Annotated in this window: 23 protein-coding genes; 16 read left to right on the forward strand and 7 right to left on the reverse strand. The window is 44.6% G+C overall.

Features of this window, described 5'->3' with window-relative positions:
* Positions 1-10: 10 nt before the first annotated feature.
* The 4 genes from OH461_RS01715 to OH461_RS01730 all read left to right on the forward strand — a co-directional run bounded on the left by OH461_RS01715 (position 11) and on the right by OH461_RS01730 (position 4,834).
* Positions 11-1,465, forward strand: coding sequence for a protein adenylyltransferase SelO (locus tag OH461_RS01715; protein ID WP_270018920.1), 1,455 nt, complete (start codon positions 11-13; stop codon positions 1,463-1,465).
* 254 nt (positions 1,466-1,719) lie between these two features.
* Positions 1,720-2,718, forward strand: coding sequence for a TRAP transporter substrate-binding protein (locus tag OH461_RS01720; protein ID WP_270018921.1), 999 nt, complete (start codon positions 1,720-1,722; stop codon positions 2,716-2,718).
* Positions 2,719-2,791: 73 nt separating this feature from the next.
* Entirely contained in the window at positions 2,792-3,469 is a 678-nt protein-coding gene (locus tag OH461_RS01725) for a TRAP transporter small permease (RefSeq protein ID WP_270018922.1), read from the forward strand.
* Between the two features lie 3 nt (positions 3,470-3,472).
* Complete coding sequence (locus tag OH461_RS01730) at positions 3,473-4,834, forward strand: TRAP transporter large permease (RefSeq protein WP_270018923.1); 1,362 nt, start codon at positions 3,473-3,475, stop codon at positions 4,832-4,834.
* A 25-nt stretch (positions 4,835-4,859) separates the two neighbouring features.
* On the opposite strand, the gene OH461_RS01735 is transcribed toward OH461_RS01730, so the two are convergent.
* Positions 4,860-5,045, reverse strand: a complete 186-nt coding sequence (locus OH461_RS01735) for a hypothetical protein (protein ID WP_270018924.1) — start codon at positions 5,043-5,045, stop codon at positions 4,860-4,862.
* 389 nt (positions 5,046-5,434) lie between these two features.
* Between OH461_RS01735 and OH461_RS01740 the strand changes: the two genes are divergently transcribed.
* From OH461_RS01740 to OH461_RS01780, 9 genes are all read left to right on the forward strand, one after another.
* Entirely contained in the window at positions 5,435-5,788 is a 354-nt protein-coding gene (locus OH461_RS01740) for a hypothetical protein (protein ID WP_270018925.1), read from the forward strand.
* Between the two features lie 13 nt (positions 5,789-5,801).
* Complete coding sequence (locus tag OH461_RS01745; RefSeq protein ID WP_270018926.1) at positions 5,802-6,152, forward strand: SH3 domain-containing protein; 351 nt, start codon at positions 5,802-5,804, stop codon at positions 6,150-6,152.
* Positions 6,153-6,185: 33 nt separating this feature from the next.
* Positions 6,186-6,452: a hypothetical protein gene (locus OH461_RS01750; RefSeq protein ID WP_270018927.1), complete on the forward strand. Its 267-nt coding sequence runs from the start codon at positions 6,186-6,188 to the stop codon at positions 6,450-6,452.
* Between the two features lie 126 nt (positions 6,453-6,578).
* The gene (locus tag OH461_RS01755) at positions 6,579-6,809 is read left to right on the forward strand and encodes a hypothetical protein (RefSeq protein ID WP_270018928.1); all 231 of its coding nucleotides are present in this window, start codon (positions 6,579-6,581) and stop codon (positions 6,807-6,809) included.
* Positions 6,810-7,112, forward strand: coding sequence for a hypothetical protein (locus tag OH461_RS01760; protein ID WP_270018929.1), 303 nt, complete (start codon positions 6,810-6,812; stop codon positions 7,110-7,112). It begins immediately after the preceding gene.
* A gap of 28 nt (positions 7,113-7,140) precedes the next feature.
* The gene (locus OH461_RS01765) at positions 7,141-7,557 is read left to right on the forward strand and encodes a VOC family protein (protein WP_270018930.1); all 417 of its coding nucleotides are present in this window, start codon (positions 7,141-7,143) and stop codon (positions 7,555-7,557) included.
* Between the two features lie 34 nt (positions 7,558-7,591).
* Complete coding sequence (locus tag OH461_RS01770) at positions 7,592-8,053, forward strand: hypothetical protein (protein ID WP_270018931.1); 462 nt, start codon at positions 7,592-7,594, stop codon at positions 8,051-8,053.
* A 21-nt stretch (positions 8,054-8,074) separates the two neighbouring features.
* Positions 8,075-8,656, forward strand: a complete 582-nt coding sequence (locus OH461_RS01775) for a DUF1287 domain-containing protein (RefSeq protein WP_270018932.1) — start codon at positions 8,075-8,077, stop codon at positions 8,654-8,656.
* Positions 8,646-9,197, forward strand: a complete 552-nt coding sequence (locus OH461_RS01780) for a hypothetical protein (protein ID WP_270018934.1) — start codon at positions 8,646-8,648, stop codon at positions 9,195-9,197. The genes OH461_RS01775 and OH461_RS01780 overlap by 11 nt, the downstream gene beginning before the upstream one ends.
* Before the next feature lie 94 nt (positions 9,198-9,291).
* Here OH461_RS01780 and OH461_RS01785 read toward each other — a convergent pair whose 3' ends face one another.
* The 6 genes from OH461_RS01785 to OH461_RS01810 all read right to left on the reverse strand — a co-directional run bounded on the left by OH461_RS01785 (position 9,292) and on the right by OH461_RS01810 (position 16,290).
* Complete coding sequence (locus OH461_RS01785; RefSeq protein WP_270018935.1) at positions 9,292-10,014, reverse strand: DsbA family protein; 723 nt, start codon at positions 10,012-10,014, stop codon at positions 9,292-9,294.
* 14 nt (positions 10,015-10,028) lie between these two features.
* The gene (locus OH461_RS01790; RefSeq protein WP_270018937.1) at positions 10,029-10,535 is read right to left on the reverse strand and encodes a protein disulfide oxidoreductase; all 507 of its coding nucleotides are present in this window, start codon (positions 10,533-10,535) and stop codon (positions 10,029-10,031) included.
* Positions 10,519-12,624, reverse strand: coding sequence for a protein-disulfide reductase DsbD family protein (locus OH461_RS01795; protein WP_270018938.1), 2,106 nt, complete (start codon positions 12,622-12,624; stop codon positions 10,519-10,521). The genes OH461_RS01790 and OH461_RS01795 overlap by 17 nt, the downstream gene beginning before the upstream one ends.
* 52 nt (positions 12,625-12,676) lie before the next feature.
* Positions 12,677-12,958, reverse strand: coding sequence for a copper resistance protein (locus tag OH461_RS01800; RefSeq protein ID WP_270018939.1), 282 nt, complete (start codon positions 12,956-12,958; stop codon positions 12,677-12,679).
* Between the two features lie 195 nt (positions 12,959-13,153).
* Positions 13,154-14,494 (reverse strand): sigma-54-dependent transcriptional regulator, encoded by a 1,341-nt coding sequence (locus tag OH461_RS01805; RefSeq protein ID WP_270018940.1) that lies wholly within the window; start codon positions 14,492-14,494, stop codon positions 13,154-13,156.
* Positions 14,495-14,496: 2 nt separating this feature from the next.
* Positions 14,497-16,290 (reverse strand): sensor histidine kinase, encoded by a 1,794-nt coding sequence (locus OH461_RS01810; RefSeq protein ID WP_270018941.1) that lies wholly within the window; start codon positions 16,288-16,290, stop codon positions 14,497-14,499.
* 506 nt (positions 16,291-16,796) lie between these two features.
* On the opposite strand from OH461_RS01810, the gene tig reads away from it, so the two are divergent.
* From tig to clpX, 3 genes are all read left to right on the forward strand, one after another.
* Positions 16,797-18,098 (forward strand): trigger factor, encoded by a 1,302-nt coding sequence (gene tig, locus OH461_RS01815; protein WP_270018942.1) that lies wholly within the window; start codon positions 16,797-16,799, stop codon positions 18,096-18,098.
* A 103-nt stretch (positions 18,099-18,201) separates the two neighbouring features.
* The gene (gene clpP / locus OH461_RS01820; protein ID WP_260258914.1) at positions 18,202-18,825 is read left to right on the forward strand and encodes an ATP-dependent Clp endopeptidase proteolytic subunit ClpP; all 624 of its coding nucleotides are present in this window, start codon (positions 18,202-18,204) and stop codon (positions 18,823-18,825) included.
* A gap of 122 nt (positions 18,826-18,947) precedes the next feature.
* Positions 18,948-20,231: an ATP-dependent protease ATP-binding subunit ClpX gene (gene clpX / locus OH461_RS01825; RefSeq protein ID WP_270018943.1), complete on the forward strand. Its 1,284-nt coding sequence runs from the start codon at positions 18,948-18,950 to the stop codon at positions 20,229-20,231.
* Positions 20,232-20,357: the final 126 nt, after the last annotated feature.

Below are 20,357 nucleotides of genomic sequence, written 5' to 3' on the forward strand. Positions count from 1 at the left end.
CGGATTGTTTATGGCAACGCTCAAAGATTTAAAAATCTCTCACCGATTCTCTTCGCTCCCTCCTGCTTTTTATTCTTTGGTGAATCCTCAGCCCTTAGAGGAGACGCAATGGGTCGTATGGAACAGCGACTTTGCCAAAACCTTTTCTTTGCCTGATGAGGCCCCGCAAGGAGAACTTAAACAGATTCTGACGGGTGAATCTTCTTGTGAGGCATTTAATCCATTAGCTATGAAGTACGCTGGCCACCAATTTGGCGTGTATAACCCAGATCTAGGTGATGGCCGAGGCTTATTGCTCGGAGAACTCACCGATAAGCAAGGCAGGGTGTTTGATTTGCATTTGAAAGGAGCAGGGCTAACTCCTTATTCGCGAATGGGCGATGGCCGAGCGGTGTTACGTTCTACGATTCGAGAATATTTATGTAGTGAAGCGATGGCCGGACTTGGCATCGAAACCACACGTGCGCTCGGTATGTTAACCAGTACAATGCCAGTCTATCGTGAGAAACAAGAGAGTGGGGCACTGCTACTAAGAATGGCAGATAGTCATATTCGCTTTGGTCATTTTGAGCACTTTTTCTATACCAATAAGTTTAGTGAGTTGCGTTTGTTAGCGGATAAAGTCATTGAATGGTATTGGCCAGCATGCAAAGAAGAAGACAATCCGTATGCGGCGATGTTTAACCAAGTCGTCGACAAAACCGCAAAAATGATTGCTGATTGGCAAGCGATTGGTTTTTGTCATGGGGTGATGAACACCGATAATATGTCGATTCTCGGTCAAACTTTCGATTATGGGCCGTTTGCTTTCTTAGATGAATATGACCCACATTACATTTGCAATCATTCCGACTACCAAGGCCGATACCGTTTTGACCAGCAACCGAGAATCGCGCTTTGGAATCTATCAGCACTTGCTCACTCTCTTTCACCATTAATTGAAAAGCAGTATTTAGAGCAGGGTTTGTCTCAGTTCGAACCATTGCTTGGTCAATATTTCAGTCACAATATGCGTGGAAAACTGGGCTTATTGAGCAAACAACAAGGTGACAGCCAGTTATTCCAAGCCATGTTTGAATTACTGCATCAAAACGGCACTGACTACCCGAGATTCATGCGTCAACTCTCCATGCTTGATCAACAACCGGAGCAAGCGGTGTTGGATTTGTTTGTTGATAGAGACGCGGCTAGTGTTTGGCTAAACCAATACCTGCAGCGTTGTGAGTTAGAAGAGCAGCCGGCTCCGCAGCGTTGCGAACAGATGCGCTTAGTTAATCCCAAATATCTTCTGCGCAACTATTTAGCTCAGCTTGCTATCGATAAGGCGGAGCAAGGCGATTTTAGTGAGGTACAAAAGCTCGCGTTGATTTTATCTCAGCCCTATCAAGAGCAGCCAGAGCACTCTGCCTACGCCAATCTTCCTCCAGAATGGGGTAAAGGCATGGAGATTAGCTGCTCTTCCTGAATAGCGGTTTGCACCGCGGATCGGTAGTTTGAAAATGTGAAGGTTTCTACTCATTCATGTCTTTAGTATGGGTGGTTTTCCACCCAAATTTGTCTTGCTATATCATCGGCAGGGCGTACCATTCATATAGTAAATTAAATTACCCAAACAAAATCATAAGGTTATGTTTTGTTGGTTAACTTGGCTTAGTTATTGCCCTTATTGAATTATCAATACCCAGTGATGGGGTTGTTCATTCAATAAGGAGAATAATAATGTTTAAGCCTTTGACCCTACTGTCTGTATCTGTGCTCGCGGCGACCAGTTTTAATGTAATGGCAAGCTGTGATCCTGGTGAAACGGTGATTAAATTTAGCCACGTGACCAATACGGATAAGCACCCGAAAGGGATTGCGGCTTCACTGCTTGAGCAACGCGTCAACGAAGAGATGAATGGTAAAGTCTGTATGCAGGTTTTCCCGAACTCGACTCTTTACGATGATAATAAAGTGCTTGAAGCGCTACTAAACGGTGATGTGCAACTTGCTGCCCCTTCTCTATCTAAGTTTGAAAAGTTCACCAAAAAATACCGTATCTTCGATTTACCATTTCTGTTTGAAGACGTGGATGCGGTTGACCGTTTCCAAAACTCAGAGTCTGGTGACAAGCTGAAAAATGCAATGAAGCGTCGTGGCCTACAAGGGCTAGCGTTTTGGCATAACGGCATGAAGCAAATGTCAGCTAACAAACCCCTGATGACGCCAGAAGATGCAAAAGGCCTTAAGTTCCGTGTTCAAGCGTCTGATGTTCTGGTGGCTCAGTTTGAGCAGCTAGAGGCAAACCCGCAAAAAATGTCGTTCAAAGAAGTTTATGGTGGTCTACAAACCAAGGTTATCGATGGCCAAGAGAACACTTGGTCGAACATTTACGGTAAGAAATTCTTTGAAGTACAAGATGGTATTACTGAAACCAATCACGGCATTTTGGATTACCTAGTGGTGACGTCGACCGATTTCTGGAAAGGTCTACCAGACGATCAGCGTGAGCAGTTGAACACCATCATTCAAGAAGTGACACAAACACGTAATTCAGAATCCACCAAAGTTAACATTGCCAACAAGAACAACATCATTGAGGCGGGTGGTGAAGTCCGTCAATTGACGGCTGATCAGCGTCAACAATGGGTCACTGCACTACAGCCAGTATGGAAGAAGTTTGAAAAGGATATCGGCTCTGATCTCATCCAAGCCGCACTAGATTCTAATAATAAATAACTTCCCTCTTTGGGCTCTCTTATCGGGAAGAGAGCCCCTTTTCTTTTCAGTAACCATTTAGAAGAGATTTACTATGGAACAGTCAATTTTTGCCCGAGTTGGTAAAGTGACCGATGCCATTGAAGAGACCTTAATTGCGTTTTTTCTTGGTGGCATGACGCTACTGACTTTCGCCAATGTCATCTTTCGTTATGTATTTAACGACAACATACTTTGGGCACTCGAGCTCACGGTATTCATGTTTGCATGGATGGTGCTGGTGGGGGCCTCGTATGGTGTAAAGAAGCATTTTCACATCGGTGTCGATGTCATCATCAATATGGGTTCGGAGAAAACACGTAAGGCTTATGCATTAGTTGCCGCTGCGTGCTGCCTTGCTTTTTCTACCTTACTACTCATTGGCTCTTGGAATTATTGGTATCCATTCGCCACTGAGCGTGCTTGGTATGAAACCGATGATATTCCAATGCCAGAAATGTTGCAGTTCCTAGCGGACTGGCTCAATGAAGGTGAACGCTACGAAAAAATGCCGCGCTTTATCCCTTATATGGCGTTGCCAATAGGCATGGCCTTACTCACATTTAGATTTGCGCAAGCAACATGGCAAATAGCGACCGATCAAGTTGACCGTTTGATCGCAGGTCACGAAGCGGAAGAAGATCTTGAAGCGTTAAAAGCGGAAATGGCAGATGCCGGTGAAGCAATGGCTGAAAGCTCAACGGATTCAGCCAATAAGAGCAAGGAGCGCTAAATCATGGATATTTTGTTTTTGTTCATCATGGTGATTGGCTTCATGCTAATTGGTGTGCCAATTGCCGTTTCGCTTGGTTTATCCAGCATTGTATTTTTGATGATTCACTCTGATGCCTCTTTAGCATCGGTGGCGCAAACCCTGTTTAATGCCTTTGCTGGTCACTACACATTATTGGCGATTCCATTCTTTATCTTGGCGTCTAGTTTTATGTCGACCGGTGGTGTGGCTAAGCGGATTATTCGTTTTGCGATTGCAATGGTCGGTTGGTTCCGTGGTGGCTTAGCGATGGCCTCTGTTGTTGCATGTATGATGTTTGCTGCGCTTTCAGGATCTTCGCCAGCCACAGTAGTCGCCATCGGTAGTATCGTTATTGCGGGTATGATCAAGAACGGCTACTCGAAGGACTTTGCTGCCGGGGTTATTTGTAATGCAGGTACATTGGGTATTTTGATTCCGCCATCTATCGTCATGGTCGTGTACGCCGCCGCGACAGATGTGTCTGTCGGCCGTATGTTCCTCGGTGGTGTGATTCCCGGTCTACTTGCTGGTGTGATGTTGATGATTGCCATTTATATCGCAGCACGAGTGAAAAACCTGCCTAAACAGCCTTTTGTTGGCTGGCAAGAGATGTTCGACTCGGCAAAAGATGCAAGCTGGGGGCTTTTGCTGGTGGTGATTATCCTTGGTGGTATTTACGGCGGTATTTTTACTCCAACAGAAGCCGCCGCAGTGGCAGCCGTTTACTCGTTCTTTATTGCTAACTTTGTCTACAAAGACATGGGGCCGTTTGCGGACAAAGAAAACACCAAACCTGCCTTAGTGAAGATATGCCAAGCGTTTGTACATAAAGACACTAAGCACACTTTGTATGAGGCGGGTAAGCTGACGATTATGCTGCTATTTATCATTGCGAACGCATTGATACTCAAGCATGTGTTAACCGAAGAGCGCATTCCACAAATGATTACCGAGTCGATGCTTTCGGCAGGTCTTGGCCCAATCACCTTCCTGATCGTGGTGAACGTATTGTTGCTGATTGGTGGTCAGTTTATGGAACCGTCTGGTTTATTGATCATCGTTGCACCATTGGTATTCCCAATCGCGATAGCACTCGGCATTGACCCGATTCACCTTGGTATCATGATGGTGGTTAACATGGAGATAGGTATGATTACTCCGCCAGTAGGGCTCAACCTCTTTGTGACCGCAGGTGTGGCGAAGATGTCGATGATGCAGGTGGTGAAAGCCGCGCTTCCTTGGGTCGCCGTGATGTTCTTGTTCTTAATCATCGTGACTTACGTGCCTTGGGTATCAACGTGGTTACCTACGACCTTGATGGGGCCTGAAATTATCACCAAGTAGTCATCTTGAAATAATTGGTGGGGAGTTATATCTCCTCATCAATGGTTTTTCCTCGTTTTAGTCGAGGATCAACCGAATGCCTTCTTTCATAAAACCGCCACTTTGTTGTGCGGTTTTTTCGTCTGTCTTTGCCTGAACGTTGTTCAGCTTGATATACGCCATCGACTTCTACCGCTTCTGCAATAATTGGAGCCTTAAATTTATCACTCATCAGGCGCTCTCCGGATATGGGGCGTTGATCTAAGTATTGGCGAATTTGTTGAAAAGACCAAAGTGGAGTAAGGGATGGCAAAAAAAAGATCCCAGCAGCACAACAGTTTGCTGCTGGGAAAATCACTTTTAGCGTTTAAAAGCAAAGAGTCGAGTGAAGAATCCGTAGGAGTCGTTCTTACAGTTCCAAACCCAATGTGCTCGCAGTGGAGCAGATACCGAGGGTCATCCTGTCATAGCGATCATGAAAAAAACGTGAAATTCACCGAGTAGAGAGCCAAATAACTCGGTGTAATGGGCTAAATCTCTAATAAAAATAACCGCTTGTTGAGTATTGCGCCATCTATCGGCAGGATAGCCATATTAAGAATTTAAGTAGTCGCAAATAGCATGAAAAAGTTAATTATCGCCGCTGGATTTGTTTCATTGGCCTTCAACGTGATGGCTGAGCCGAATAGCATTCAAACCGAACCACAATTTTTGTATCAGGAGTTGGTAGGTGGGCCGTATTTTGATGACTGGTCTGTCGCCGGAGATATCGATAACAATAGAGACTTGGTACTTTATCGAGCGGGGAAGTCTGGCGAGCTACAAGCGCCAGTTAAGATGGATTGCCAATCTGGTCGTTTAACAGCGTCAGGCAATGGTCTTTTGTTTGCTTATGAAAGCATTACTGCGCAAGCCACGGAGCAGTATTTTTCACAGGAAATGACGCAAGCACTATACGAATTAGTGTGTAATTAATGGAATAAATTTAATGAAGTACCAAGCGATAAAGGAATATACCGATCTGCCTGAGACGCCGATCAGAGTGGAGCAAGGTGAGCAACTTACGTGGACTGAACAGTCCGACCCATTGGGGGATTGGCCGAACTGGGTATATTGCCAAGGGCACAATAAAGCGGGCTGGGTTCCGAAACAAATTTTGCGTTTAGAAGATGATATCGCCTTTGTGGAGCAGGACTATTTTGCCCATGAGCACCTTTTAGCGGTAGGTGATGAGTTGCTAGCGCAATACGAGCTTAATGGTTGGATCTGGTGTGAGCACTTGAGTCGAGGCGGAGAATTAGGTTGGGCGCCATTAAACCATTTAAAAGCGATGCCTTAGAGGAACGATAGCTTAGTCAAGGAAGGTCTCGTCATGCTATTTAAACTACTGTTTTTATTTGCCGCATTAAAGCTACACGATGTAAGGGGTGAGCCTGTTAAGCCAACCTTACTTTACTGTGTGCCGCTTCTGGTTCTTGCTCTCGTTTTTGGCTCAGCATTGTCAGCGGTTGTTATTCAGGGAGCCGTAATGATGTGTGTCGCTTTTGTTTATTTTGGTTTGCTGACCAAGTTTAATCATGGCGTTGAATATTTCGCCATCATGATTCTTGGTGGAGCGCTGCAAATTTTGTTCGTGTAACGACATTGAGGTTTTATGATACGACATTGCTTCTGGCTTACTCTTGTGTTTTCAGCTGTTAGTCTCTCCGCTGAAAAGTCATGTGTTATATCCGGTGATATAGTGCATTGGCAGATGGCTTATTGTATGGCGGAGTATGAAACGGACGATCCCGCAAACCCTGCTGTGGATTCTTGTTTTAATGACCTAGTGACTGCGTTCGAGCTTGGTGATGCCAGCGAGTGTGACTTTAAACAATATATTGCGACTAGTTTATGTTTAGGGATGCTCGTAAACGCACCAGAGATTGGCAGTGTTAAGCAGTGTCTTACTGACTCTAAATATTACCCTTCAATCGTGAATGATGGAGGGATCTAAATGTTTGGCCGTAAAATACTCGTCATTCTCTGTTCGATAGGTCTCTCTTTTCCACTTCTCGCTCAGCCAAACCAACAAGCGTATGGTTTTAACTTAATGACACCCGATGAAGCAAAGTGTCAGAACATAAAGGTATTGAAACCTCTCTTACCAAAAGCGTGTCAGTGGCATGAAGGTAATGGCTATACAGGGGATGTGGTGTCATACGCTTGTGAAGTCGAACAATTCAAACACTTTATTTTCTTTAAAGATAAAACGGAATGTGAAGATCAGTTAGGTACAATGTTGGCAAACGCTCCTTAATGTTTTTTGCCAGAGGAATAAAATAGCTATGAAGCAAAATATCGTGCACATTGCATTAGTCGTTAGAGACTATGATGAAGCCATCGATTTCTATGTGAACAAGCTTAAGTTCGACTTGATTGAAGATACCTACCAACCAGAACAGGATAAACGCTGGGTTGTGGTCGCCCCACCTAACTCTCATGGAGCGAGCCTATTGTTAGCTAAGGCATCTAAGCCAGAACAGTTGGATTTTGTTGGTAATCAGGCTGGTGGCCGAGTATTTCTGTTTTTAAATACTGATGATTTTTGGCGTGACTACGAGCATATGCAGTCCATCGGGATTCATTTTGTACGCCCACCAAAAGAGGAAGAGTACGGCACGGTCGCAGTGTTTGAAGATCTCTATGGCAACTTATGGGATTTGATTCAGCTCAGCCCAGAACACCCTATGGCGAATCGGTAAATCGCAAAATATTAATACGTAATTGGATAGTAAAATGAAGTTTAGAAAATGGCATCCTTTTCTAGGATTACTGCTTGTATCAATGAGCTCGTTCGTTAATGCCGCAGGAGACGCGGATGCATTTATTGACCGCGCCATATTAGGTTCCCACCCATTCACTTTACAGTGGATTAATGATGCGAATGCGCTAAAGCCTGGCGAAATTATATTTGTTCGAGATGGGAATGAAATTATCGCCAAAGGGTATCAAGAAGAGCCTGTTTCTAATGGCGTAAATTTCATGGAATTTGAGGGTAAAGTGAAGGTCATTAATCCGCGGGAGCTCAGAATTACGGGCTCGTTGATTACGCGCGTTGATCATATTGCAGGTGGTGAAGCCTTACTTCGCGAAGGAGAGTTTATCTTTAAGGCTCATGGGCAAAGGCAATACTGGCGCATGCAAAATATGCGAGTTCACGAAGTAACGGATTACGTCGATATCCACTTTAAAAAATAATCGTTAGAAAAGGGACTTAGCATGAAATGGATTACGTTGTTAGGTTTAGTGATGGTGTCACGTTATTCGATTGCGGACACATTTACGTCGGACTTGGTCGAAGCTGCGATGGAGCGAACTCAACATCAAGTTCGTTATGATGGCAGTTACCTAAAAATTAATTACCCCAACGGGGATGTGCCAGAAAGCATTGGCGTTTGTACCGATGTGGTTATTCGTAGCTATCGGGCATTGGGCGTAGATTTGCAGCAATTAGTCCACGAGGATATGAAGGCTAACTTTGCTCAGTATCCCTCAAAACGTATTTGGGGATTAACTCGCCCTGATACCAACATCGATCACCGTAGAGTGCCTAATTTGCAGGCGTTCTTTAAACGTCATGGTAAATCGATCCCCGTGTCGCAACAGAGCGTTAGTTATAAAGCAGGTGATATAGTCACTTGGATGCTTCCGGGTAACCTCCCCCATATTGGTATCTTAGTTAGTGAGAAATCGTCTGATGGCCAAAGACCTTTAGTGGTTCACAACATTGGAGCAGGGCCTGTAATGGAAGATATGTTGTTTGACTATAAGATTACAGGTCATTATCGATATGAGCCTTAAGCCATCACTGTTTTGTAAAAAACGGCCATTGTTATGGCGACTATGGAATGTATTCCTATTCAGTGGCCTGTTAGTTAGTGGTCGATGTTTAGCAGAGAGTGAATCTCTTAGTGCAGTTAATTTTCAATGGTATCTCGATAATCATCAGCAAATTGTCGAAACCATTCAAGGTGGTCAATTGGCAGAAGTTATCCCTATTGTGAATACCCTTGGCTCGATTTGGCAACGCAAGGATGGAGCTGTTTGGGTTGAAGTCGCCCCTGCTATTGCGCAAGCGTTAATTCACCAAAATGAGCTGATGTTGACTTGGTTTGTTGCCCACCCAACCGCTTGGCAAGAGTGGCAGGAAAACATGACCAATGCATTGTTTACCAATTGGGATGGCTCAGACCAACAAACCCAGCAGTTACAGGCACTGCGTCAAACCATGCTGGATAAACTGGCTAAGTTGATTAAGTCTCCGGCTAGTGAACAGCAATCAGCAATGAATCAAATCCTGTATACGCTTATTTCTGCTTCGTCAGTTCGTGTTATTGATTGATCATTCGGCGGTTTGCATTAGGCCATAAAATTAAAAGTCCGCGAATGATTCGCGGACTTTTTGCTATTAGCGAAGATTCAATGATTCTAGGTCATTATTTCGCGTTTTTTCCAGCGAGTTTACTCGCGACCAGTGGTGCGAGCTTTTCATAAGGAAGGTAGCCGGGAATGATTTCGCCAGCAATTAACATGGCTGGTGTGCCTTGGATGCCTAGACCGACAAACAGGTCATAATTCTTTTTGACCATCTCAATCGATGTTTTATCGGTCGATACATGTTCAGCGACGTTGTTGGCCGTGGCAACTTTCATAATGGAACGCAAGCTGTGAACACCTGGCTTACTCATCAGCATCTTCTCGATGTCGCTAAACTTGTCTTGTTCATCTCTCCAAACCTTCAATGCAAACGTGGCCGAGTTGGTTGAGTTAGTATGCTCTTTCAGAGGTACATAGAGGTTAATTACCTTGACGTCGTTAGGGTATTCTTCGGCTATTTTGTGCAGAACAGGGTCGAGCTTTTTGCACCAAGGGCAACTAAGGTCTGTCAGTACTGCGATGGTTAACTTAGGCTTTTTAGCGCCAAACCAAGGTAAGTCAGGGTTGTTGTAGATGTAGTCATGATTATCTACAAGTACTTGGTCAAATTTGTTTTGCTGTGCGAGGTAAGTACTAAGGCTAGCATGTAGAGAGTCAATGACCTCTGAGTTGCCTGCCAGCATGTCATTGATTTCTTGTAGCTTCTCTTGATCTGATTTTGCGATCGAGAAAGGTGAGAATAGAACTGCGCTGATAACAGCAAGGATGAGTGTTAATTTCATATTAGTACCAAAAATCAAAATTTAGCTAACCAAAGACGTGCGTAAAGCCCGACTGGAGTCGTAATACCGGTGGTGATTGTTTCTATCTTTCCATCATTAACAATCGCAATAGTTGGGGTAACAGTAATTCCCCATGTGCTGGCTTGGTTGCGGTCGATGTCATTAATGTTGGCGAAAGTGAGTTCATGGTGGGCCATGTACTTTTCAACCCGTTGGTTAGGGCCTGAATTGAGGCTTATACCAACCACCTGAAAGGTGTCACTAAACCAGTCAATGGTTGGCGTAACAAACTTACAGGCCGCGCACCAAGTTGCCCAGAAGTAAACAATCACGGGCTTTTCTTTGCTCATTTCGAGTATGTCGATAGCTTGTCCTGTTTGACTGAATCCGCTTACAACAGGGGCATTGTCGATAGGCATATCTTTGGTTCGCCAAATGTCGACAACCAAGGTCACAATCACAAATAGTGACAGATAAACCAGCGCTTGTTTGAGGGTGCTTTTGTTATTTTTTCTGCTCATTACGACCTCCTTTGGCGCGCTCAATGGCTTCAATCACCGCTTCGCTGCTGAGAATAACAGGCAGTTCAATTCCGTTTGGAGCAGCTGGACCGTAGACAATATTGAATGGCACGCCGAATCTTCCATGGCTTTGCAGGTACTGAGTGACTTTTTCATTCGGTACTGTCCAATCTCCCTGCATCGGGATTACTTGGCCATTGGTTAGCTGGCTATAAACAGGCTCTTGTAGTAACACACCAATTTTGTTGGCTTTACAGGTTGCGCACCAATCTGCTGTGACGTCGACGAAAACCACACTCCCTTGGCTAACATGTTGCTTTATGTCTTGAGTAGACAGCGGTTGCCAATTGGGTTCAGGAGGAAGCGGCTTTGCAGATAAAGTCATACTGACAATCGCTGCCAAGCTAATCACCATTGCGAGTATAATCGTGCTGACTGCCGCCACTTTGTTGCCGTGTATTTGCTTGATGCGTACGAAAAGTAGTACTGCGCTAGACGCAAGTAACAAGGATGTCCAAGTGGTTGAAATATGGTTTGAAAGTAGGCTCGCAAGCCATACGCTGGTGCCAAGCATCATCAAGCCAAATAAGTATTTGACTTGATTCATCCAACGGCCGGGACGTGGCAATTTGGTCGCGATTGAAGGAAATAAAGCGATGGTCAGCCAAGGTAAAGCCATACCCACAGCAAGAGCCGTAAAAATCGCAAACATCGTTGAGATACTTGTTGCGAGTGCAAAGGCGACCGCTGTACCTAGAAACGGCGCAGAACATGGCGTAGCTAATAGCGTTGCAAACATTCCTTGAGTGAAATGGCCAAGGTAGCCATTATTGCCTTTAGTCGCTAACCAAGTATTGGCATTGGAAGACAATCGGATTTCAAATAACCCCAACATGTTGGCACCAAACAAGGCTGTTACCAGTAGCATAAAGCCGATAAACCAACCGCTTTGGAACTGAATACCCCAACCAATCGCATTACCAGTGAGCTTTAATATGGCCAATAGCAGCGCAATCAGCAAAAACGACACTAGTATGCCGAATGCAGAGCAAATAAATTGCAGCCTGACCTGTTTTTTCTCTATGCCAACTGAAGAGACAATGGTACTAAGCTTCATGCCCAATACTGGGAACACGCAGGGCATGACATTAAGGATTAACCCGCCGAGTAAGCCAATGAGTAACATACTGGGTAGTGATTGCTGATTGTTCGTGATTTGACCATTCACCACTTGAGTTTGTTGTTCGGCTAAGAACGCTTTGTCGTGAAAGGTAAGACGAATGCTTTCATTTTCAAGCTCTGGCGTCCCCATCCAACTACTAACCTCGAAAGTGGCAATGAGCTTCTCGCCGTCAATTGTAATGTTTGGACGTGAAAAGTTGCTGTCCTGAACCTCTTCTGAATCGCCATCTATCAGTACTTCAGGTGTCTTCCAACCTTGCTGATTGGTGGCAGATACTTGCAGCTGATTGTTGTTTGCATCCCAAATGGCATCGATATCAGCAAGTAAAGGCGATGGCTTAGGCACCAAAGCCATGGCTTGGGCATAGGTATGCATTGCAGGTTCAGATACTGACAATTCCGCTGGGTTAAACGAAAGCTGAATTGGGTAATCTGTCAGCACACAAATAGTCGTGCATGAAGAGAGAGTCAGCGTGGCATTCAATAGCACTGGTAGATTGAGATCTTCGAGATGCAGTGTCATCGGGAAGATAGCGCTATGTTTATAGCCCAATGTTTCGATGCCAAGTAAATCAAAACGCTGCGGGTAAGGCCAATGCCAGTCAATATCGGTGATATTGCTTGAGCGACTCCAATCCATACTTGGGGCTATTCCACCTTCACCTGGGCTTCTCCAATAGGTTTTCCAATCTCCAGTCAATTGGACTTCCAAATAACCCGAAACTGTCTTATTTGATGGGTCAGATTGGCCCGTCAGTACAAAACGAGTTTCGATAGGTGGATGGTTCGGCTCTTGAAGCCATCCTGTTGATATAGGGGCGGCATAGCTATATGCGCTGCTCAAGATACAGAGCAGCGCGAATAGTCGAGCAACGACTAAACGTAATAACGTTCGTGTTTTTTGCATGTAATAAATTCCTTAAAGATAAAAATTCGAAGTTGGTGAACGTTCGAAGGTTTTATTCTCTAAAGACACAGAGTTTGAGGTGTATTCGCCGCCCTTTATGGAGTATCGGCTCGGTTGCAGAAGATAAAGAACCGGTAGAAGTGAGCAGCCATAAAATGATCGCGAGGGCGATAATTTGCATGATCAACGCAAAATCCATTATTTGGTGCTGATCAAAGTTAATTAGGTGCTCAGATAGCTGGCATTCTTGGCTGAGGTCGTCAGTGGAAGCGCTGACATCAACCACAGTGTAGTCAGCGGATTGCTTAGCAGGGCATGAACTGAATAATCCCATATTGTTTGCCAGACACACACAAATAACCCACCACACAATAAGTAGGGACCATTTAGTGCTTTTTTGCCTTTGGGCGGGGTTATTCATTGGTATAGGCTTACTAATATGGCTAAGTTGATGATGTTCAAGCGACGGCATTGTAACTACGACTTAGCGATTAGTGAATAGTTCCATTCGGTTATGACCTAACTCTGACTAGTTCGTTTTGTAGTCTTCTTTGTCTAAACCGTATTTTTGCATTTTGTCGTAAAGCGTTTTTCGCGCCACTTGCAACACTTCGAGGGTCTTATTAATTTTCCCCTGATTTTGATTGAGTGCTTGCTCTATGGTGAGCTTCTCAAATTCAGCCACTTGCTGAGAGAGGGATAGTTGATTGTCGTTACTGTTAGTTTGGCTTAGGTCACCTAAATTGCCCAGTAGAACAAATCGTTCAGCGCAGTTTCTTAACTCACGGACGTTACCCGGCCAATCATGGCTAATCAGCGTTTGTAGGTCTGCGCTAGGCAGGGAGCTTGCATCTTTGCCAAATCGCGCTGCTGCAACCAATAAGAAGTGATGAAATAGTGCGGGTATGTCATCTTTGCGCTGTCTCAATGATGGAAGATCTAAGGTAACCACGTTTAACCGGTAATAAAGGTCTTCTCTAAATTCTCCTTGTGCAGCGGCTTGTTTTAAATCGACTTTAGTCGCGGCAATCACTCGAATATCAATCGGATACAATGTGTTTGAACCCACACGCTCTATGCTTCGTTCTTGCAATACACGTAGCAAGCGAATCTGAGCTTGCATCGGCATGGATTCAATTTCATCAAGAAACAGAGTGCCTTTATGGGCATGCTCAAATTTACCAATACGTTTGCTATCTGCTCCAGTAAATGCGCCTTTTTCGTGGCCGTAAAGCTCACTTTCAATCAAGTTTTCAGGAACAGCGCCACAGTTAATGGCGACAAAGTTTTCTTCTCTACGCGAGCTTTGTTCATGAATCGAGCGAGCAAATAGCTCTTTGCCTGTTCCTGTTTCACCAAACAGCAAAATGTCTGCATTGGTATCAGCAATATGTGTGATGGTGTCACGCAGAGTTTGTATTGATGGGCTGTCACCAATGATCCTTGGGCCAAGTGTTTTGCTCGCTTTTAAACTACGTTTTAGTGCTTGGTTTTCTAGCGTAAGTGCACGTTTGTCTAACGCGCGACGGGTGGTATCGATTAGGCGATCAATGGGGAAAGGTTTTTCAATAAAATCGTAGGCACCGTTGCGCAGTGCATTGACCGCCATTTGAATATCACCATGGCCTGTAATAAGGATCACCGGAACATCGGCATCTTGGTGTAACACACTAGCAAGCATGTTCTCGCCCGAAAGTCCGGGTAGGCAAATATCGGTAATCACCACTTTGGGCATACCTTGCTGTTTAATTGCGAGTAGAGCCTCTTCCGCATCAGCAAAAAACTGCGCAGAGATGTCTTCTAGATCAAAGCTTTGTTCAATGGCAAGTCTGATATCGCTTTCGTCATCGATAAAAAATACGTCTTCCATTGCTAATCCTTTGTTGATATCTGTACGGTTGGTAGGGTTACGGTAAATCTAGCGCCACCAAGGGGAGAGGCCGCGCAACTTAGTGTCCCCCCCATGGCTTGCATAATTTGTTGTGAAATCGATAAACCTAGTCCTAGGCCATTTTTCTTCGTCGTGTAAAAAGGTTCAAAAAGCTGATGTTGCAGCTGTTCCGATAAGCCTTCACCGTTGTCATCGATATGAATGATGACTTGATCTTGTACAAGATGACTAAGGATTTGAACTTCACGCGTTGCTTGGTTTGGCATCGCCTGCATGGCATTAGTGAGCAGGTTGATGATGACCTGCTCAAACTGGATCGGATTCACGTCTACTTGAATTGCCTGTTCATCAAGCTTCATCGTGAGTTGAATTTGCTGTGACTTTAGTTGCGGCGCAATTAACTCATGCGCAGCCATAATCAGTGGGGTCAGGGTTACTATTTGTGTTTCACTTACATCGGACTTACGAGCGAATGATTTTAGCTGGTCGCTTATTTTTGCCATGCGTTCGGTTAAGGCGGAAATCCGTGCCAAGTTGCTGTCGACTGTGTCATGTTTGCCTTTGTCCAAATAGCGTCTTCCGTTATCGGCGAAGCTACGAATCGCGGCAAGTGGATTGTTCAACTCATGACTAATGCTTGCAGACATTTGCCCTAGTACTGCCAGTTTAGCCGCTTGAACTAACTCATCTTGAGTTTGTCGCAACGCGTGTTCGGTTTTAATGCGCTCATCAATTTCAGCGTGCAGCTCAGCGGTGCGCTCCATGACTTGAAACTCGAGCTTTTGCTTGGCTTCGGACTGCAATTGCTCAAACTGACGCTTTTTCAAATGCCTTTGGTAAAAGAGTTGCAGCGATAAATAAGCAATCACAAATAACAGCGATGCGAACAGGACAAAACTAAGCGCTGACCATAATATGATTCGTTTGGGGGTTAACACTCGAATCGTTAATGCAACGTCGTCGAGCGGTTTGGAGGACACAATGTAATCCCCTTGCCCACCGCCTAGCCGATGGTTGGTGAGCTCAGTGTGCGCATCATTGACCATATCCCCAGATAACCCGATTGAGTCGAGAGGGGCGTCTAAGTATTGGCGAGAGTGATAAATACGCTGTTTTTGCTCTTGGTTAAGAGAGATTAAGGAATGAAACAGCCATTTGCTGTTACTGGACATAAATATGACTTGGTTGGGGTCTGTCGCAACAAAGTAACTGCGCTCGCTACTCCAGTTATCTTCGATGCGAGATAAATCCATCTTTATGACAATAACACCTATGATTTCAGCAGCATAAACAACAGGGTATGAATAGTAATAACCGCGCTGCCCTGAGGTTGAACCAAGGGCATAATACTGACTGCTTTGCCCTTGGATGGCTTGAGAAAAATAGGGCCGCCACGCAAAGTTCTTACCGACAAAGCTTCGAGTTAAGTTCCAGTTACTGGCAGCGATGGTGTTACCTTGTGCATCCAGTAGGTAACTATCAGCTGCTTCAATCACTTTGTTTACATCACTTAAATAGCGATTGGTTAAGTCCAGCTGCGCGGAGTTATCTGGGTGATTTAGCGCAGCGATGATCTCGCTATCTTGAGCAAGCAATTGTGGCAGGTGAGCGTATTTGTCTAGTTGGGTTTGAATGTGGCTGGCAAAACGTTCGAGTTCAACGTCATGTTGTTCCAGTTGGCTTTGATAACGTGCACCCCAAACCCAAGTAACGCCAAGTACAGTACAGATAACAAACAGGATAAACAGGTAGATATTGGCACGCCGAATCGTCACTCTGTCCTCCTGAATATTTAATTTGAGTTTAGATAGAGTACTGGCTTTTGTTACTAAGGTGTTGTGATAGGTTACGAAAATGGGCGCTAAAACCGGACTTAGATCTCCTTTTACTATTCGAAGTAAAAAAAACGCTAGTTTCTCTTGAAAAAGCGATTAATGTCCCCATTTCTGACAACGTTACTGTTTTATCCGTTCGTTTTTGGAGCAGTTAACTGAGATTTTAGGATATTCCCGAGATGTTAACGGGGATTGGCTCGACAGCACTGGCATAGGTCGTTAGAATGCTGCGTCTAAAATTATATCCTGAGACTAATCGGAGATACCTTTTACTCTTTTTGCAGAGAAGATATCGCTAATTAGTTTGCCAACAACCTTCGGATTTTGTTGGCGATTCTCTAAATTGAATGGTGCTCTTTGAGTACAAACAAGGATGCAGCTACCACGTTTAAAGTAGGTAGCTCATACGCTCAGCAACCCTGAGCCAGTATTGAGGTTAATGAATAATGCAAGTTACTGTTGAAACGCTAGAAGGCCTAGAGCGCCGTCTTAACATTACTGTTCCAGCTGCAAACATCGAAGATGCAGTTACAGCGGAACTACGCAACATCGCTAAGAACCGTCGTTTCGATGGTTTCCGTAAAGGTAAAGTGCCTCTAAAAATGGTTGCGAAGATGTACGGCAAAGCAGTACGTCAAGACGTGATGGGCGAAGTAATGCAACGTCACTTCATCGAAGCGATCGTTAAAGAGAAAATCAACCCAGCAGGCGCACCGACTTTCGCTCCAGTTGAAAGCAAAGAAGGCGAAGACCTAGTTTTCACTGCAACTTTTGAAGTTTACCCAGAAGTTGAGCTAAAAGGCCTAGAAAACATCACTGTTGAAAAACCTGTAACTGAAGTAAACGATGCAGACGTTGAAGAGATGATCGACACTCTACGTAAGCAGCAAGCTACTTGGGTTGAAGTTGAAGAAGCAGCTGAAGATGGCAAGCGCGCAACTATCGATTTCGTTGGTTCAATCGACGGCGAAGAGTTCGAAGGCGGTAAAGCTGAGAACTTCCCACTAGAAATGGGCGCTGGTCGCATGATCCCTGGTTTTGAAGACGGTATCGCAGGTAAGACTGCTGGTATGGAATTCGAAATCGACGTAACTTTCCCAGAAGATTACCACGCTGAAGCGCTTAAAGGTAAAGCAGCTAAGTTTGCAATCAAAGTAAACAAAGTTGAAGCGCGTGAGCTACCAGAACTAAACGAAGAATTCGTTGCTAAGTTCGGTGCTGAAGGCGGTGTTGAAGGTCTTAAAGCTGAAGTTCGTAAGAACATGGATCGCGAACTTAAGCAAGCTGTTAAGAACCGCATCAAAGAGCAAGCTCTTGACGGTCTAGTAAACGAGAACGATCTAGACGTTCCTGCTGCACTTATCGACCAAGAAATCGGTACTCTACGTCAGCAAGCTGCACAACGTTTCGGCGGCAACCCTGAAGCGGCTGCACAGCTTCCACGTGAGCTATTCGAAGAGCAAGCTAAGCGTCGCGTAGTTGTTGGTCTTCTACTAGGTGAAGTAATCAAGTCTGAAGAGCTAAAAGCTGACGACGAGAAAGTGAAAGCACTTATCGAAGAAATGGCTACAGCGTACGAAGATCCATCAGAAGTTGTTGCTTACTACGAGCAAAACGAGCAGATGATGAACAACATGCGCAACGTTGCTCTAGAAGAGCAAGCTATTGACGCAATCATCGCTAAAGCACAGGTTACTGAGAAAGAAGTTAGCTTCAACGAGCTAATGAACCAACAGCCTGCACAATAAGCAATATCTTGCGTAGAAAAGTTGACTAAACGTTAACTATTCTGCTAACAATGGTCCGTATGATATGTATCATCCGGGCCATTTATTTTAGGGACATCAGAATATGAACTACCAAGAACAAAATGCAATGTCGCCAATCATGAACGCACTCGTACCAATGGTCGTTGAACAAACTTCCCGTGGTGAACGTTCGTATGATATTTATTCGCGACTGCTAAAAGAACGAATCATTTTCTTGACTGGTCAAGTGGAAGACAACATGGCTAACCTTGTGGTTGCTCAGCTGCTTTTCCTTGAATCAGAGAACCCAGACAAAGATATCTTCCTATACATCAACTCGCCAGGCGGCAGTGTTACTGCGGGCATGTCTATTTACGACACCATGCAGTTTATCAAGCCAAACGTCAGCACTTTATGTACTGGTCAAGCTTGCTCAATGGGTGCATTCCTATTGGCGGGCGGTGCACCGGGTAAGCGTTTTGCGCTGCCAAACTCACGAGTGATGATTCACCAACCGCTAGGTGGCTTCCAAGGTCAAGCGTCTGATATTCAAATTCACGCGCAAGAAATCTTAAGCATTAAAGAGAAGCTAAATACCTTACTTGCTGAGCATACTGGCCAACCGCTAGAAGTGATTGAGAAAGATACAGACCGTGATAACTTCATGTCTGCGGCTCAAGCAGCTGAGTACGGTATCATTGACCAAGTTCTAACCCACCGCGGTTAAAGGTTTCTTTTTGAGTGGAAATGACTCAGAGTGAGACGGATATATACTCAATTCTGAGGGGCAATTTAAAACAAATTGTTATACACTCAGATCGTAAAGAGAAAAGGCTAAGAGGTTAGCGAATGACAGATAAAAGCAAAGAGGGCGGTAGTAGCAAACTGTTGTACTGCTCTTTCTGCGGTAAGAGCCAGCACGAAGTTCGCAAGCTAATCGCCGGCCCGTCAGTCTACATCTGTGACGAATGTGTCGATCTATGTAACGACATTATTCGCGAAGAGATCAAAGATGTGCTTCCTAAGAAACAGTCTGAAGCGTTACCAACGCCGAAAGACATTCGTGAGCACCTTGACGATTATGTGATTGGCCAAGATTACGCTAAAAAAGTGCTAGCCGTAGCCGTTTATAATCACTACAAGCGTTTACGCAACGGTGATACAACAGCTGAAGGCGTTGAGCTAGGCAAGAGTAACATCCTGCTGATTGGCCCAACAGGTAGTGGTAAAACACTACTGGCTGAAACATTGGCTCGTTTCCTTGATGTACCGTTCACAATGGCAGATGCAACTACGCTAACCGAAGCGGGTTACGTAGGTGAAGATGTAGAAAACATCATTCAAAAACTGCTCCAAAAATGTGATTACGACGTAGCGAAAGCTGAACGCGGCATCGTGTACATTGATGAAATCGACAAGATTTCACGTAAAGCTGAAAACCCATCGATCACTCGTGACGTATCGGGTGAAGGTGTTCAGCAAGCGCTATTGAAACTGATTGAAGGTACAGTGGCTTCTGTTCCACCTCAAGGTGGCCGTAAGCACCCTCAACAAGAGTTCCTACAAGTTGATACATCTAAGATCCTATTTATCTGTGGCGGCGCATTTGCTGGCCTAGATAAAGTGATCGACCAACGTGTAGCAACAGGTACTGGTATTGGTTTCGGTGCGGAAGTTCGTTCTAAAGATGAAAGCAAAACAGTTGGTGAGTTGTTCACTCAAGTAGAGCCAGAAGATCTAGTGAAATACGGTCTTATTCCGGAATTCATCGGTCGTCTACCTGTAACAACAACACTTGCTGAGCTTGATGAAGATGCGCTTCTACAGATTCTTTGTGAACCGAAGAACGCATTGACCAAGCAATACGGTGCTTTGTTCGAACTTGAAGACACTGAACTTGAGTTCCGTGAAGATGCACTACGTGCAATTGCTAAGAAAGCAATGGAGCGTAAAACAGGTGCCCGTGGTCTACGTTCAATCCTTGAAGGTGTTCTACTCGAAACAATGTACGAACTGCCATCAATGGACAACGTGAGCAAAGTGGTTATCGATGAGTCAGTCATCAAAGGTGAGTCTGATCCTCTGCTGATTTACAGCAATGCAGACAACCAAGCCGCAGGCGCTGAATCGTAATTTAATACGACTGAACAAACAGAAAGTTAAAGGAGCTAAGCAATTAGCTCCTTTTTTTTATTCCTCCATTGAAACCAACCAATTAGTCCCCATATACTCATTTAAGTAATACGTTAAACGTTATAG

Source organism: Vibrio sp. LaRot3, assembly GCF_027587025.1.
In the GTDB taxonomy this organism is placed as follows: Bacteria; Pseudomonadota; Gammaproteobacteria; order Enterobacterales; family Vibrionaceae; genus Vibrio.